Raw genomic sequence first — 14850 nt, 5'->3', positions numbered from 1 at the left:
GGCGCAAAGGCTTAGGACAGTCGTGCCCCGTTGCGCCGGTCGCGGGTTCCCGGGTGGTGCCAGTGGCGTACCGAACGCCGAAGGCGGCAAACCAAGGTCGCACCATTCGGGCTGACGCTGCGCCCAGCCGGGCTGGAGCCGGGTCGACGAAGGCAAACCTCGTCCCGCACACTGAATTGGACTTAAAATTGCGAATTAATTGCACATCTCGAGCCGGCGCGCAGAATGGCGCGATCGAGGAATTTCGGCTGCATGAAGAAGTCGGCCCCGGGGCTGGCGGGGGAAGCCCCGGGGCCGGTCATCGCCTGCCGGGGAGGTCTCGGCGGTGACGGCAGGATTCTCGGGGCCGATGGCTGGCCGCCAGCGAGTGTCCTGTCCGCCGATGCTGTGCACGCGCCGGGCGCGATGCGAAAGCGAGATCGTTCCGCGTGGTTCCAGCAGCGCTAACCGATCGCGTTCGATCGCAGCGGGAAAATTAGTTCGAAATCAACACCCCGGTAAAATTACCGACACCGGCTGCGGCGCCTGCGCGTTGCCGGCACACGCGCCGACAGCGTAAAACCTGACCGACGACTCGCCTCTCCGCGCGGCGTCCACGGGAGGCATGGAACTGACTGCTTACGACGGGATCATGATCGACCCGGGCTATGCGCTGGCAGGTGCCGTCACCGGATTCGTCGTCGGCCTCACCGGTGTCGGTGGCGGCGCTCTGATGACACCGTTGCTGTTGCTGGTGTTCGGCATTGCGCCGCACGTCGCAATCGCGACCGACCTGTGGTTCGCGGCGATCACCAAGCTGATTGGTGCGTCGGTGCACCATCGCAATGGTCTCATCGATTGGCGCATCGCAAAGCGGCTATGGGCCGGCAGCCTTCCGGCCGCCGCGCTGGTCGTCTCCATCGTGGCGCTCGCCGATCCTATCGGGCGCACCCAATGGCTGACGAAGATCATCGCCGCGGTGGTGATCCTCACCGCATTCGGCATCGTATTCGCGCCGCGCCTGATCGCGTCCCTCGTCCCGCCCTCGCGAGACGATCAGCCGGCGGAGCCGGACCGCGCAGCACCGACCGTGCTTGCCGGAGCTGTACTCGGCGGGCTGGTGGCATTGACCTCGATCGGCGCAGGCGCACTCGGCACCGTGCTGCTTCTATATCTCTATCCGCGGCGGCTGCTGCCGCACCGGCTGGTCGCGACCGACCTCGCCCACGCCATTCCGCTCGCGATGGTGGCCGGCGCCGGCTATCTGGTCGCCGGCATGGTGGATTGGCACATTCTGATCAGCCTGCTGACCGGCTCGATTCCCGCCGTCATCGTCGGCGGACTCTCCGCTGGCCGCCTGTCCGGACGACGATTGCAGATTGCGCTGGCCGCTGTGCTGTTCGCCGTTGGACTAAAGGGGCTGCTGTTCTGAAACCTCAAGGCCGCTGCGGCAGATTGCATCGCGGATCGCGGAACGATCAGGTGAGCTCTGCGTTACGAAGCCTCACGCTCGAACACCCGGCGATCGTTCCGCACCGCTCGCGGAACGTTCGACACTCTCCAGGAAGGCACCGGGCTCTCCGGTGACATGCCATGACCGACGCCTGCGTCATCGAAGTCCGCGCCCGCACCGCCGGGATCGTCGTCCGCGAAGGCGACAGCTACTGCTTCTTCGCTGCACATCGCGACTTCCATGCGCTGGAACGACAGTCGTTCGACTCGCTGCTCGCGGCGCAAGCCGCGGCGACCCGTTGCGCCGCCGGTGACTCCTCGGAGATTCGAATCGCTCCTCGACCCGAGCTCCGCCCCGCTTAGTTCGTCGACTGGCGAATGCCTTCTCGCCAGTCACTCGACACCATCGCTCACCGCGATCGCGTTTCGCCGGAGCTGTCAGGCCGTCGCAGGGCGATATATGTCGTCACGCGCGCGGGCTCGCGGCGGAGTGAGGCTCACACCCGGCGCTGCTCGCGCACGGCACCGATCCCGAGCCGACCGCTCGCAGCAAGCTCCCGCAAGCGGTGGCGGGCCCACACCCGCATCGCAACGCCCGATCGTTCGGCGTCTTTCTGCGCCGTGTCGAACTGTTCGCCATGCTCGGATTGTCGTTCAACGTCGATCTTCGTCATCGTGTCCTCCGCAAGGTTCGTGCAACATGCGGCACGTCGACTCGCGTCCACCGCCGCGCGCGCAACTACATGCACGGTTCGGATCGAGCACGGTGGTAGTTTGGTCGCCCGCGCGATCTGAATAGTTCCAATCTGCGTACGGGGGGGATTCATCTCCGCGCGCCCACGTCGCAGCGCAGCCTTCTCCAATCGGGCTCGCAGCCTCCAATCCAGCAGACCGCCACGATGAATAGCTGAGGCGACGCGAACTATCTGACGGAGAAATTCACCGGCACGCTGAAATTCAGCGACGCCTGGGTAATTTCAGGCGGGAACGGCGGCAATGGCTGCGCCCGCTGCACCATCGACAAGGTTTCGGCGTCGAGTGCCGGATGACCGGACGAGTGCGCCAACCTTGCACCGAGGACCTGCCCGCCGCGCCCAACCGTGAAGCTGAGCGTCGCGGTGCCCTGCACCCCGGTGGCGCGAGCCTCCGACGGGTAGCGCTTGAATCGCTGCAGGTGCGCCGCCAGCCGCTGGCGATAGGTCGGCAACACCGAGGCGGCGCGCGCGCCGGCAAGTGCCGCCATCGCATCGTTCGCCCGACGATCGGCACGCTGCGGCGCGCTGGTCCGCGGTGCCGGCGGCCGCTCCGACGAATGCAGCTTGGCGACACGCTCCCGCTTCGGGCGGTCCGGCTTCGGCTTCACCGGCTGCTGCTGCTCGACCTTGACCGGCTCGGGTTTTTCCGCCGGCGGCGCCGGTTTGGCTTCCGGCGGCAACGGGACGTCCGGCGCCGGTTGGAGCGGCGTCGGGGCGATCTCAGGCGCCGCTGTCGCGTGCTGCTCCGGCTCCGGCTCCGGCTCGGGTTGCGGCGCTTCCGCCTCCTGCATCTCAGGGCCGGGCGCGACGTCGAGTTGGCTCTGCTGCGGCGAAGCGGTCACCGGCGCCATGTCGACCATGATCGCCGCCAACGGCTCGCCGGGCGGCAGTGTCTGGCCGTAATACGCCAGCGCGGCCGCGACCGCGACGGCGTGAGCCCCGACGATCACGGCGGCCGACAGTAACCAGCGCGACGCGCCCGGCGCCGCGACCGAGTCGTGCAGCGCGCGGGCGTTCACGGCTGCTCGGCGCGGCCGTCGAGTCCGACCAGCGCCACCTTCAAATAACCGGCATCGCGCAGCAGATTCATCGCTGCCATCAGATCACCGTAGCTCACCGCCTTGTCGGCGCGCAGGAAGATCCGTTCGTCCTTGTTACCGCGGGTCGCCGCGTCGAGCGCCGGCACGAGCGCGTCGCGCGAGACCGTCTCCTCGCCGAGCGCCAGCGACAGATCCGGCTTAAGCGACACGAACACCGGCTTCTCCGGTCGCTGCTGCGGCTCCGCCGTGCTGGCCGGCAGATCGACGCCGACGTCCACGGTGGCCAGCGGTGCCGCGACCATGAAGATGATCAGCAACACCAGCATCACATCGATGAACGGCGTGACGTTGATCTCGTGCGCCTCGACCATGTCGTCGTCGCCGGCGCGGCGGCTCGCGAGATTTCCTGCCATTTCGTTACCTCACCACCCGGGCGCGCTGCGGCGGCCTTGCCGCCTCGCGGCCGATCATCAGCAGCAACTGCGCCGACGCGTCGCCGAGCAGAGCCCGATACGCCGAAACCCGCCGGGTCAGATGATTGTAGATCACCACCGCCGGAATCGCCGCGACGAGGCCGAGCGCGGTGGCGAGCAGCGCCTCGGCGATGCCCGGCGCCACCACCGCGAGATTGGTGGTGTTGGCCTTCGAGATGCCGATGAATGCGTTCATGATCCCCCACACAGTGCCGAACAGGCCGACGAACGGCGCCACCGCACCGATGCTGGCGAGCAGACCGGTGCCGATCGCCGCGCGGCGCGCTTCTGCCGCCTCGACCCGTTCGAGCCGCAGCGCCACCCGGTCCCGGAAGCCGTCGTCGTGGACCCCGCCGGACAGGCTCGCCTCGCGCTCGACGGTGTGGATCATCTGCGCCACCGCGTCGTGCTGGTCGGCGGTGTCCGCCGCCGCCTGCTGCAGCGTAGCGTCGCTCTCCAGCCGGTCGAGGCCGGCGCGTGCAAGCGCGACGCTGCGGCGCAGTTCGATCGACTTCGCCAACCACACGGTCCACGCCGCCAGCGACGCCGCCGCCAGGCCGACCATCACGGTCTTCACCACCGCGTCGGCATTGACGAACATGCCCCACGGCGACAAATCGCGCGGCAGCGCCGCCAGATCGGCCGCCGCCGCCCAGGCCTCCCCCGGCAGCGCCGCGGCGACGACGGCCAGCGCCGCGATTGCAGCGCCGACGCGCCGTGCCGCGACGCCTTGGAGTTTACGCATGGCGCGCCTCGCCAAACTGCTCGGCGAGCGCGTGAAAACGGGCGAGTTGATCGGCGCGCAGTTCGCGCTTGTCGTCGCGACCGACGAACACCTTGAACATGACGCCGCCATCGCGGTTCAGGAACGCCACGAAGGCGCTGGCCTTGCCCATGAACGGCCGTTCGACGAACGCCAGCGCACCGCAATTGTCGTGGCGCAGATGGCCGTGCAGCCCTTTCGGCTGCATCAGGTTGAAGTAGCCTCGGCTGACCTCGCCGCGCGGCACCTCGCCGGTGAATTCGAAGATCGCGTCCTCGGTGTGCACGATCAGCGTCACCTCGCCCCAGCCGGCGATGTCGTTCATCACCGCGCCGAATCCCTCACCCGGGCCGAGACGCGCCATGCCGTCCGGCAGCGCCGCGATCACCGCTTGCGGCGACACGCTCCACTGCTTGGCGACCTCCTCGATCACGGCGGCCGGGTTGGCCGCCATGAAAGCACGAAGATCCCCGGTCTCGGACGTCACCACCGATGCGGCTGCAGTCGCCATCACACTCTCCTTCCGTCTTACGCCGCCGCGGCGTTGCGCTCGCTGCGGATCACCTCGAACCCCTCGAACCTCGGATGGCCGAGATAGATGCTCTGCCCGGTGTCGTTGCCGGCGCGGGCATGCGAGCGCCGAAACTGTTCGGATGTCGTCCATGCTTCGAACGCCGCCTTGCTGGCCCAGGTGGTGTGGGTCGCATACAGTGTGTGATCCTCCGCCACCGGGCCCTTGAGCAGATGGAATTCGACGAAGCCATCCATCTCGCTGAGATAGGATTCGCGCGCGGCCCAGATGTCCTCGAAGGTCTGCTCGGCGCCGCGTTTCACTTGAAACCGATTCATCGCGATGAACATTTTCTCTCCTTGCTGGCTTGTTGCTTGCTGGCTTGTTGTTTTGGCTCGTCGCGCTCCGGCCCGATGGAACCGGATGTTCACGCTCCCCCGAAGTGAACCTTGATGCCGCCCTTGTAGACGATGCCCGGCCCCGGGCTCGTCCACAGCACGTCGTTCTGTCCGGTTCCGTCCACCGACGATCCCGGGACCGCATACGGACGATAGTAATTGTTGAGCAGATTATCGATCGAGAAATTCAGCGTGACGTCAGCCGTTGGACGGTACGCAACGTTGAGATTGACGAGATCATACGACGTCCCTGGCAGATAGCCGGCCGGCAGATTGGTATTGGCCGCATACGATGCCCATTGCGCCGCGATCGTCAACTGCCGGTCGAGCAGCCGCAGGCCGCCCGTGGTGACGACCTTGCGCGCCGGCACCGAGGCCAGCCCGAGTCCGGTATCGGTATCCTTGCCGCGGATCACCGCGGCGTTGACGCCGACGAACCACACCCCGGCGTCGTAGGAGGTCTCGACCTCCACGCCCTCGATCCGGGCGTGCGGGATGTTCTGATACTGATAATACTTGCTGGCCACGCCCGTTACCGGGAAGCCCATGAACACGGTCCTGTACACTTCGGGCGTGGACCCGACCAGTTCGATGTAATTGTCGACGTCGTTGCGGAAGGCGTTGATCTTGCCGCGGAAGCTGTCGCCGGAGATGAAGATGTCGTTGTATTTCAGGTTGATGCCGACTTCCTTGTTCTTGCCGACCTCGGGCCGCAGCGCGGTGTTCGGGATCAGGCAGAACAGTCCGGAGGTGCCGTTGCCGCAGTTGAACAGCGCCGGGCCGCCGCCGGTTGCGTGGGCGCCGGCGATCAGCGTCTCGGTGATCGAGGGCGCGCGATAACCTTCTGCATAGGCGACATACGGGGTGAATCCCGCGATCGGGGTCACGCCCACCGTGATCTTCGGCGACAGCCGGCTGCCGCTCGCCGTGCTGGATTGCGACGTCAGTTCGTAGTGATCGTAGCGCGCGGCGCCGATCACTTCGAGCCACTGCGCATAATTGTTCTTCACCTGGACGAATCCGCCCGACACCGTGCGCTCGCCGCTCGGCGTCGTAATGTTGGAATTGCCGCGCGAATCCCAGGTCGTCACCTTGTCGTTGAAGGCGTCGACGCCGTAGGTGACCGCGGTGCGCCAGTCGCCGTATTCGAACCGCGAGGTGTTGTTGACGTCGATGCCGATGGTATCGAGATTGTAGCCGCGGGTGTCGCCGATGCAGCCGGAGATGTCGTTGCCGAAATTGCCGGCACCGCAATAACTCGAGCCGCTGGTCGAATAGTGATAGGTCTTGGTCTGGTCGCTGTTGGTACGGTTGCCGTACAGGCCGATGTTCCAGTCGAACCAGGTGTCGTCAGGCCGCGAGTATTTCCAGTTCAGCGTGCCGGTGTAGCTCTGCAGATTGGTGCCGTACACCGACGAGCCCTGATACAGCGCCCGCTGCGCCGCGGTCACCACCGGGCCGCGATTGAACTGGCCGACGTCGTAATTGAAGTCCTGGAAGATGCCACCGATCTTGACTTCATGGCCGTCCGCCGGGCGCACCGTCAGTTTCAGCAGGCCAGCGGCGAGATCGTTGCCGGTGTTGCCGATCTCGGTGCCGGCACCGTCCTTGTAGTTGCCTTGCGTGCGGTACACCGCGCCGCCGAACACGTCGACACTGGGATCGACCCTGACGCCGCCGAACACAGAGCCGAGCCCGCGGGAATTGTTGCTGCCGTAGGAACCGCTGAGATCGACACCCCAGCGCTCGCCGGCGCGCACCACGTCGTCGATATCCTTGGTGCGGAACGACACCACGCCGCCGATCGCGCCCGAACCGTAGATGTTGGCGCTCGGGCCGCGGACGATGTCGATGCCGCCGATCAGCTCGGGATCCAGAAAGAACGAGCCCTGGGCGCCGTGGCCGGAACGCTGATAGTTCTGCCGCGCGCCGTCGACCACCACCGCGACGCGGCCGAAATCCTGCAGGCCGCGGATATTGATCGAGGTCGAGGGCTCGTCGCCACGATCCTGGAACGACACGCCAGGGGTCGCGACGAACACGTCCTGCAGCCGGTTCGGCGGGAATTGCTGGATCTGCTGCAGCGTGATCGCACTCGCCGGGGCCAGCGCATCGATCGCGCGCTCCTCGTTCTTGGTACCGACCACGGTGATCGCGTCGAGCGACTGAGTCGAACCCGACGCTTGCGCATAGGCATCGCGCGGATTCGCGGCGGGCGCCGCGGGCTGCGTCGCGCGCGCCGCACGATCGCGCTTCACCTGCGCCTGCGACGTCGACGACGCTCCGCCTGCGGTCTGCGCCAATGCCGGCGCGGTCGCCAGCGCGACGACGGATACGGAAAGCAGTAGCGCACAGGCGCGCGAGTTCAGCCCCACCATGACAACCCCAGAGTTTTGAATTGACTAAGGCTGGCGGGCTCGCACGCGGCGGCTGGCTGGCAATCGGCCGTCGGCAGCATCTGCTAACGGCTTTCATTTTTGCTAACCGAGCGCCAGTTCCCGGTCAACGTGGTCGGCCTCTGATTAAAGCAATTATAACCAGAACATGCTGGAGCGAGGCGGAAACCGGTTCGCGTGCAGCAGCACGTCGAGCAAACGACGAGGGCATCGACCCCGAGTCATCAGAACCAAAATTCTGTCAGCTATCAGCGGCGACGCGCGCGCGTCATCGGCGCGCAGCGGCGCCGTACATGGTCACGAGGTCGCGACCAGTTCGAACGCGACGATGCCCGCCGGCTCGGCCGGCAGCGTGGTGCGATCGACCGCGGACAGCACCCGGCCGATACTCGCCGGTGTCGCCAGCGCGTCGAGCAGCAGCGTGGCGAGATCGGCGCGCGTGATCCGGCCGTGCACCCGCGGATCGTCGTACAGCGCCCCCTGCCCGGTCGGCTCACCCTCGGTCAATCCGCCCGGCCGCACGATGGTCCAATCGAGCGCGCTGCTCCGCAGATGATCTTCGGCGCGGGTCTTGGCGTCGAGCACCGGCCCGATCGCCGCGATGATCCGTTCCGACGCGTAGGCACGGCTGTCGCCGCAGGCCAGCGACGACACTTGCAGCACGCGCCGCACCCCGCAGGCCAGCGCCGCGTCGGTGATCGCGTTGTTGCCGGTCTCGTCGATCAGTTGGGCCTCCGGCCCGGCGCCGCCGATCGTCGAGACGATCGCCTCCGGCGCGCAGCTTTCGATCGCGCTCGCCACCGACTTCGTATCCGTCAGGTCGGCGCCGGCGACCCCGGCGATCCCGGCCATTTCGTTCAGCCGAGCCGGATCGCGCCCGGCCGCGAAGATCGTCCAGCCGCGTGCCGCGCCTTGCGCCACCAGATGCCGCCCGGTGCGCCCGGTGGCGCCGAAAATCACAACCCGCATCGATCCTCACATGTCGTCGCCGCGGCCGTCAGCCCGGCCGTCAATCCGCTGGTCAGATTGCTGATCCAGAACGATCCGGCAAGGCTCGGCGAAAACCCGTCGCCGCGCAGCTCGCCCAATCCCGCCGCATTCCAGTTGGCGAGCAGCGGCGTGACCGCGACCCGGAACCCCGGGCGCAGCGCTTCGACCGCGGCGAGATCGAGCCGGCCTGTTTCAAGCCCGGCGGCGATCATCGCGTGCGCGGCGTGATCCGACGGCACCAGCGCCAGTCCCTCGATCGGCGCGGCGTTCCGAGCGATCATCTCCCGGCGTCGCGCGATGTCGATGACGTTGCGCCAGCGGTGGCCGTGAGCCTGGCCGCCGGCCCCGGCCCCGAACGGCAGACAGGCGACGCCGCGCTTGATCGAGGCATTGTAGCGGTTGCGCTCGCGCAGCGAGCGAACCAGGTGCGATTGCGACACCTGCAGCCAGCCGCGGTCGGTCAGGCGCTCGACGCCCTCGGCATAGAGCCGCGCCTGCGCGGCCGGCGTCGCCGGCGGCGGCAGCTTGCTGTGCTCCACCGCGCGGGCCATCGGGCCGCCGGGAAACATGTTGAGCGCATACAGCGTGACGCCGTCGAGGCCGATCCGGCCGACGGTGTCGATATCGCGCCACCAGTCCGCCTCGCTCTGCCCAGGCAGGCCGTAGATCAGATCGCACACCACCGAGGTCCGGCCGAGCGCCATCAGTTCGGACAGAAACGCCGCGACCTCGTCGCCGGCGCGCTTTCGGCCGAGCCGGCGCCGCACATCGGTCGAGAAGCTCTGCACCCCGATCGACAGCCGGTTGACGCCGGCATCCGCCAGCTTCGCCGCCTTCTCGATCCCGAAACCGTAGGAGCGCCCCTCCAGCGTGATTTCGCAATCGGCGCTGAGCGGCAGATAGCGATGCAGCGCCGCGATCAGCCGCGCCAGATCGTCGGCGTCGAGCGCCGACGGCGTGCCGCCGCCGATATACACCGCCTCGATCGGCGCGCTGGATACCAGCGGCGTATGCGACTTCGCCGCGAGTTCCGCGATCAGATCATCGACATAGGCGGGCCCCGCTTCCGGGCGCCAGACGTTTTCGAAGAAGCCGCAGAACAGACAATGGTTCTGACAATACGGCACATGCAAATAAGCGACCGCAGACTCGCTGCGCGGCGTCGCGAACACCCGCTCGATCACCGCATCCGTATTGTCCGCATCGACCGGCCGGCTGCCGCGCCAGGGCGGCGAGAACGCCCGCCTGACGAACGCCTCGGTGAGCGGATCGCAGCCGACCCGCACCAGATAATCGTCCACCGAGCTGTTGACCGGCGCCATCGGATGCCGGCTGCCGTGCCCGCCAAACCCCGCCGCGCCATGTCCATGGGGACCACTATGTCCATGGGGACCACCATGTCCGTGATGACCACCGTGCCCGCCATGCACCGGTACGGCGACCCGATCGCCATGTTTTACATCGGCCATTCTCACCGCCCGCACCCCATTGTGAAACGGGCAGCACTGTCAGCCGCGCGCGACGCACGGTCAGCCGACGCATGCGCGTGCGAATAGCTGGCCAACCCGACCATCAGATCACACTCGTTATTTGAAAAAGAGCGGCTGGCGGGCGCTGCGAAACGCAGGGAGCTGGCTGGCGAGCGACGGCACCAATCGGCCGCCGCATACTTCAATCTACGACGCGAGCCGCGGCCCGCTCAAGCGCCGATCCCGCCGTTTATAGTAATTATAAGACACATTTTCCGATCACCGCTTATAACAAGTGGCTCTCGCCGAAGTCGGCAACAACGATAGAAACGGAATGATGACAGGCTCCGAACGATTTGGCGCAGACCCGACACGGGCGACCGCAGGCCCGGGCAACACCCGCGCCGTCAACGTCGTCGGCAATCAGATCGACAGCCGCGACCTGTTCACGCTGGATCGGGAAATCGTCATCGCTCACGGCGACGACCGTTACCGGCTTCGCCTCACCTCGCAGAACAAACTGATCCTGACCAAATGATCGCGCTTGCCGCATTCACGCGCCGCCGTCGCGCCGCCCTGCTCGCAGCGACGCTGCTCGCCTGCGGAATGACTTCGACCGCCCGCGCCACCGAACCGGTGAAGATCCGCGACGCGCACGGCCGCGACGTCACCGTCACGGATTCGTCGCGCACGGTGTCGATCGGCGGCGCCATCACGGAAGTCCTCGCCGATCTCGGCCTCGAGAAACGGATCGCCGGGATCGATTCGACCAGCGTGTATCCGCCCGAGGCGGTGGCCGGAAAACCCAATGTCGGTTACTTGCGGCAACTATCGTCGGAAGGCGTGATCGGCCTCAATCCGACGCTGATCCTGGCGATGGATTCCGCAGGTCCGAAGCAGACCATCGATGCGATCAACTCCGCCGGGATTCCGCTGGTGTCGGTGCCGGAGGCGTATTCCGAACAGGGCCTGCTCGACAAGATCGCGCTGATCGGCCACGCGATGGGCGCCGACACCGCCGCGGCGTGCCTCACTGCCGCGGTCGGCGACGATTTCGCCACGCTGCACAAGCTGCGCGCCGCCATCACCAAGCCGGTGCGGGTGATGTTCGTGATGTCGCTGGTCAACGGCCAGGCGATGGCGGCGGGCAGGAACACCGCCGCGGACTCGATCATCGCGCTCGCCGGCGGCGTCAACGCGATCGACGGCTACGACGGCTACAAATCGATCAACGACGAAGCGATCGTCGCGGCCCGTCCCGACGTGGTGCTGACCATCAAGCGCAACCGCGACTCGTTCGAGGCCGACGCGTTCTACGGCCACGCGGCGTTCGCGCTGACCCCGGCCGGCCGCAATCGCGCATTCATCGCGATGGACGGCTTGTATCTGCTCGGCTTCGGGCCGCGCACGCCGGCGGCTGCGATCGAAGTCGCGGCGAAACTCTATCCGCAGCTCGCGACCAAGGCCGCCGGCTTCGAGCCGAAGGCCACCACGGTCGATTGTCGCTCATGACCGTGATCGCGCTTCCTCGCCGTGGCCGCGCCGGCGCGCCGCGTCCCGGCGCCGGCCTCACCCTTGCGGTGCTCGGCACGGTACTGATCGCCGCGATGGCGCTGGCGATGACGGTGGGCGCCGCGGGAATCCCGTTGTCCCGCCTGCCCGCCGCGCTCGGCCTGTTCGGCGAGCCGACCGGAGCCGAGGCGACGCGCGATCAGCTCGTATTGTGGTCGATCCGGATGCCGCGGATTCTCACCGCGGCGATCGTCGGCAGTCTGCTCGCCGCCGCCGGCGCGCTGATGCAGGGGCTGTTCCGCAATCCGCTGGCCGATCCGGCGCTGGTCGGCGTGTCGAGCGGCGGCGCGTTCGGCGCGGCGGCTTCGATCGTCTTTCTCGAACACGTCCTCGGGCCGCATCTGCGCGGGATCCAGGAATATCTGCTGGCTTTCGCCGCCTTCGCCGGCTCGCTGGTCACCACCATCGTGCTGTACCGGATCGCCAGCCGATCCGGGCGCACCTCGATCGCGCTGTTCCTGCTCGCCGGGCTCGCGATCGCGGCAATCGCCAATGCCGGGCTCGGCGTGCTGGTGTTCGTCGCCGACGATCGTCAGCTCCGTGATATCACCTTCTGGATGCTCGGTTCGCTGAGCGGCGCCAACTGGGCCAAGACCGCTTCCACCGGAACGGTGCTGCTGGTCGCATTGCTGGTGTTGCTGCGCATCTCCGGCCGGCTCGATCTGCTGGTGCTCGGCGAAACCGAGGCGTTTCACAGCGGCGTCGATGTCGAGCGGCTGAAGCGGATCTCGATCATCCTGGTCTCGGCGATGGCCGGCGTCGCGGTCGCGGTCACCGGCGTGGTCGGCTTCGTCGGCATCGTGGTGCCGCATCTGCTCAGGCTGGTGATCGGGCCGTCGCACCGGCTGCTGCTGCCGGCGTCGGCCTGCCTCGGCGCGGTGATGCTGGTGGTGGCCGACACCGTGGCACGCACCATCGTGGCGCCGGCCGAAATGCCGATCGGCATTCTCACCGCCGCGATCGGCGCGCCGTTCTTCCTCGCCATCCTGCTGCGGCAGCGCAAGGTGGTGGGACCGTGAGCGGGGTGCTGCAGGCCGTTGCGGCATCGTTCGCGCTGCCTGGCGCGGTTCTTGTCGACCGCGTCGATCTCAGCATCGCGCAGGGCGAGCTGGTGGCCATCGTCGGCCCCAACGGCGCCGGCAAATCGACGCTGCTGCGGATGCTGTCCGGCGATCTGCGGCCGACCTCCGGCACCGTGTCGCTCGACGGACGCGCGCTTGCGGACTACTCGCCGCGCGCGCTCGCCGGCCGCCGCGCGATGCTGGCGCAGCACACCACCGTCACCTTCCCGTTTTCGGTCGAGGAGATCGTGGCGATGGGCGCCGACATCGATCCGCGCAAGGCGGCGCCGCTGTTCGACGCCGCGCTGCGCGACGTCGGCCTCGACCGTTTCCGCCACCGCAACATCACCACGCTGTCGGGCGGCGAACAGCAGCGCGCACATTTCGCCCGCATCCTGGTGCAACTGTGGAGCGGCGAAGCCGATGCCGGCCCCGGCCTGCTGCTGCTCGACGAGCCGACCTCCAGCCTCGACATTCGCCATCAGCTCGACCTCGCCGAGACCGCCCGGCGCTGCGCTCGCCGCGGCACCACGGTGATCGCGATCCTGCACGATCTCAACCTCGCCGCCCGGTTCGCCGATCGGATCATCGTGCTGCACGGCGGCCGGATCGCCGCCGACGGCACCCCGGCCGCGGTGCTCCGGCACGAACTGATCGCCGAGGTGTTCGACGTCGCCCTGACCGTCAATACCGACGTCGCGGGCCGGCCGTTCGTGCTGCCGGAACTGGCGGACGATCGCCGCACCGCCGCGCGCCTCACCGGTTAGTACCACCGGCTACCGCCCCGCACCTTCCTCATAGCGATTCTAACTAACCGCCGGTCCGTGCGGGCCGGTTTTGGACCGGTTCAATTTGTCCGGCCCCCGCGCGGCGCTTAGTTTGTACGTGGCGCTGCCGACGCGGGTGCGCGGCGGGGTCGATCACCACCGATATTGATTTCATCACCAAGAGGACCAGACGGACAGGCTATGAGCGTCAATGTAATTTTCGGCTCCGATGCCGGCGTGACCCGCGCGGTCGCCTCGCGCATCGCCAAACGGATGCAGGGCCGCGCCGTCGACATCAAATCCGCCACCACCGCCGACTTCGAAGGCTGCAGCCTGCTGATCCTCGGCGCGCCGACTTACGGCTTCGGCGATCTGCAGGCCGATTGGGAAGCCAATCTCGACAAGCTGACCTCCGCCAATCTGACGGGCAAGAAGGTGGCGCTGTTCGGCACCGGCGATCAGACCAACTACCCGGACAGCTTCGTCGACGCGATGGGGCTGCTGTACGACCACGTCGTCGATCTCGGTGCCGACGTAGTCGGCTTCACCGACACCGCCGGCTACGACTACACGGCGTCGAAAGCCGAGCGCGACGGCCGCTTCGTCGGCCTCGCCCTCGACGAGGACGGACAGTCATCCAAGACCGAAAAAAGGATCACCGAATGGATCAGTCGTCTCACATGAGCGCCGCAACCCTGCAGATCTTCCAGCATCACCTTTACGAGCTGTCGAAGGGGCTGCGCCCGCTCGCGATGATGACGCTTCCCGCCGTCGACGCGACGGCGATCGTGGCCCGGCTGCGCACCGCGGGCATCGCCCACCACGTCCACGAAGCCTGCCAGCACCGCATCAACGTGGTGTTCGGCGTCGCCTCCGCGGTCCGCACCGTGCAGGGCTTCATGACCGGGCCGTTGTGCAACCTCACCGCCGAGCACGACTTCATGCTCGGCATCCTGCTCGGCTACGACCGCGAAATGCAGTGCCACCGCTTCCTGTCCCGCGCCGGCGGCGCCGCGATCGACACTGTCGCCGAACCGACCCACACGGTGGCGCCGAGCGAGCCGGTGCTGATTCATTGACGGTCGGCGGCGCTGGATCGCCGCCGACCACTCTTGCACGGATCTTGGTCGCAAGTGCTGTCCGTGTGGAGCGCAGCGTCGCCTCACCCCTTCACGTCATCGCCCGCGCATGCGGGCGACCCAGTATCCCAGAGCTTTCGTTCAT

The 14850-nt window shown here is 67.3% G+C and carries 17 protein-coding genes; 8 read left to right on the top strand and 9 right to left on the bottom strand.

Going from position 1 to position 14850, the window contains the following annotated elements; translation table 11 throughout:
* Nucleotides 1–604 precede the first annotated feature (604 nt).
* Both FLL57_RS06515 and FLL57_RS06510 read left to right on the top strand, forming a co-directional pair.
* Nucleotides 605–1411: a sulfite exporter TauE/SafE family protein gene (locus tag FLL57_RS06515; RefSeq protein WP_080964211.1), complete on the top strand. Its 807-nt coding sequence runs from the start codon at nucleotides 605–607 to the stop codon at nucleotides 1409–1411.
* Between the two features lie 161 nt (nucleotides 1412–1572).
* A complete protein-coding gene (locus tag FLL57_RS06510) occupies nucleotides 1573–1794 on the top strand; it encodes a hypothetical protein (protein ID WP_013503082.1) in 222 nt (73 codons plus the stop codon).
* Between the two features lie 134 nt (nucleotides 1795–1928).
* Here FLL57_RS06510 and FLL57_RS23285 read toward each other — a convergent pair whose 3' ends face one another.
* The 9 genes from FLL57_RS23285 to hutW all read right to left on the bottom strand — a co-directional run bounded on the left by FLL57_RS23285 (nucleotide 1929) and on the right by hutW (nucleotide 10226).
* Nucleotides 1929–2105, bottom strand: a complete 177-nt coding sequence (locus tag FLL57_RS23285; protein ID WP_013503083.1) for a hypothetical protein — start codon at nucleotides 2103–2105, stop codon at nucleotides 1929–1931.
* 248 nt (nucleotides 2106–2353) lie between these two features.
* Entirely contained in the window at nucleotides 2354–3205 is an 852-nt protein-coding gene (locus FLL57_RS06505) for an energy transducer TonB family protein (protein ID WP_047309110.1), read from the bottom strand.
* Nucleotides 3202–3639 (bottom strand): TonB system transport protein ExbD, encoded by a 438-nt coding sequence (exbD, locus tag FLL57_RS06500; protein ID WP_047309111.1) that lies wholly within the window; start codon nucleotides 3637–3639, stop codon nucleotides 3202–3204. The genes FLL57_RS06505 and exbD overlap by 4 nt, the downstream gene beginning before the upstream one ends.
* Before the next feature lie 4 nt (nucleotides 3640–3643).
* Nucleotides 3644–4444 carry a tonB-system energizer ExbB gene (gene exbB, locus FLL57_RS06495; RefSeq protein WP_142882443.1) on the bottom strand — a complete coding sequence of 267 codons (801 nt, stop codon included), beginning with the start codon at nucleotides 4442–4444 and terminating at the stop codon, nucleotides 3644–3646.
* On the bottom strand, nucleotides 4437–4973 hold the full coding sequence (hutX, locus tag FLL57_RS06490) for a heme utilization cystosolic carrier protein HutX (protein WP_047309094.1): 537 nt from the start codon (nucleotides 4971–4973) through the stop codon (nucleotides 4437–4439). The genes exbB and hutX overlap by 8 nt, the downstream gene beginning before the upstream one ends.
* Before the next feature lie 17 nt (nucleotides 4974–4990).
* Nucleotides 4991–5323, bottom strand: coding sequence for an antibiotic biosynthesis monooxygenase family protein (locus tag FLL57_RS06485; protein ID WP_047309093.1), 333 nt, complete (start codon nucleotides 5321–5323; stop codon nucleotides 4991–4993).
* 77 nt (nucleotides 5324–5400) lie between these two features.
* A complete protein-coding gene (locus tag FLL57_RS06480; RefSeq protein WP_047309092.1) occupies nucleotides 5401–7749 on the bottom strand; it encodes a TonB-dependent hemoglobin/transferrin/lactoferrin family receptor in 2349 nt (782 codons plus the stop codon).
* 315 nt (nucleotides 7750–8064) lie between these two features.
* Nucleotides 8065–8736, bottom strand: a complete 672-nt coding sequence (locus FLL57_RS06475; RefSeq protein ID WP_142882442.1) for an SDR family oxidoreductase — start codon at nucleotides 8734–8736, stop codon at nucleotides 8065–8067.
* The gene (gene hutW, locus FLL57_RS06470) at nucleotides 8724–10226 is read right to left on the bottom strand and encodes a heme anaerobic degradation radical SAM methyltransferase ChuW/HutW (RefSeq protein ID WP_142882441.1); all 1503 of its coding nucleotides are present in this window, start codon (nucleotides 10224–10226) and stop codon (nucleotides 8724–8726) included. Before hutW ends, FLL57_RS06475 begins: the two co-directional genes overlap by 13 nt.
* 334 nt (nucleotides 10227–10560) lie before the next feature.
* On the opposite strand from hutW, the gene FLL57_RS06465 reads away from it, so the two are divergent.
* The 6 genes from FLL57_RS06465 (at nucleotide 10561) to FLL57_RS06440 (ending at nucleotide 14705) form a co-directional block, all read left to right on the top strand.
* Nucleotides 10561–10764, top strand: coding sequence for a hemin uptake protein HemP (locus tag FLL57_RS06465; protein ID WP_041807956.1), 204 nt, complete (start codon nucleotides 10561–10563; stop codon nucleotides 10762–10764).
* Nucleotides 10761–11738 (top strand): heme/hemin ABC transporter substrate-binding protein, encoded by a 978-nt coding sequence (locus tag FLL57_RS06460; protein WP_142882440.1) that lies wholly within the window; start codon nucleotides 10761–10763, stop codon nucleotides 11736–11738. The genes FLL57_RS06465 and FLL57_RS06460 overlap by 4 nt, the downstream gene beginning before the upstream one ends.
* Nucleotides 11735–12817: a FecCD family ABC transporter permease gene (locus tag FLL57_RS06455; protein ID WP_047309088.1), complete on the top strand. Its 1083-nt coding sequence runs from the start codon at nucleotides 11735–11737 to the stop codon at nucleotides 12815–12817. Before FLL57_RS06460 ends, FLL57_RS06455 begins: the two co-directional genes overlap by 4 nt.
* Nucleotides 12814–13626 (top strand): heme ABC transporter ATP-binding protein, encoded by an 813-nt coding sequence (locus FLL57_RS06450; protein WP_013503095.1) that lies wholly within the window; start codon nucleotides 12814–12816, stop codon nucleotides 13624–13626. The genes FLL57_RS06455 and FLL57_RS06450 overlap by 4 nt, the downstream gene beginning before the upstream one ends.
* A gap of 201 nt (nucleotides 13627–13827) precedes the next feature.
* Nucleotides 13828–14310, top strand: a complete 483-nt coding sequence (gene fldA / locus FLL57_RS06445; RefSeq protein ID WP_013503096.1) for a flavodoxin FldA — start codon at nucleotides 13828–13830, stop codon at nucleotides 14308–14310.
* Nucleotides 14289–14705: a DUF2023 family protein gene (locus FLL57_RS06440; protein WP_013503097.1), complete on the top strand. Its 417-nt coding sequence runs from the start codon at nucleotides 14289–14291 to the stop codon at nucleotides 14703–14705. The genes fldA and FLL57_RS06440 overlap by 22 nt, the downstream gene beginning before the upstream one ends.
* Nucleotides 14706–14850 lie beyond the last annotated feature (145 nt).

Origin of the sequence: Rhodopseudomonas palustris, from assembly GCF_007005445.1 — a bacterium.
Taxonomy (GTDB): Bacteria; Pseudomonadota; Alphaproteobacteria; order Rhizobiales; family Xanthobacteraceae; genus Rhodopseudomonas; species Rhodopseudomonas palustris_G.
Note: the sequence above shows the minus strand (reverse complement) of the source record. Positions and strands in the feature narration are given on the sequence as shown.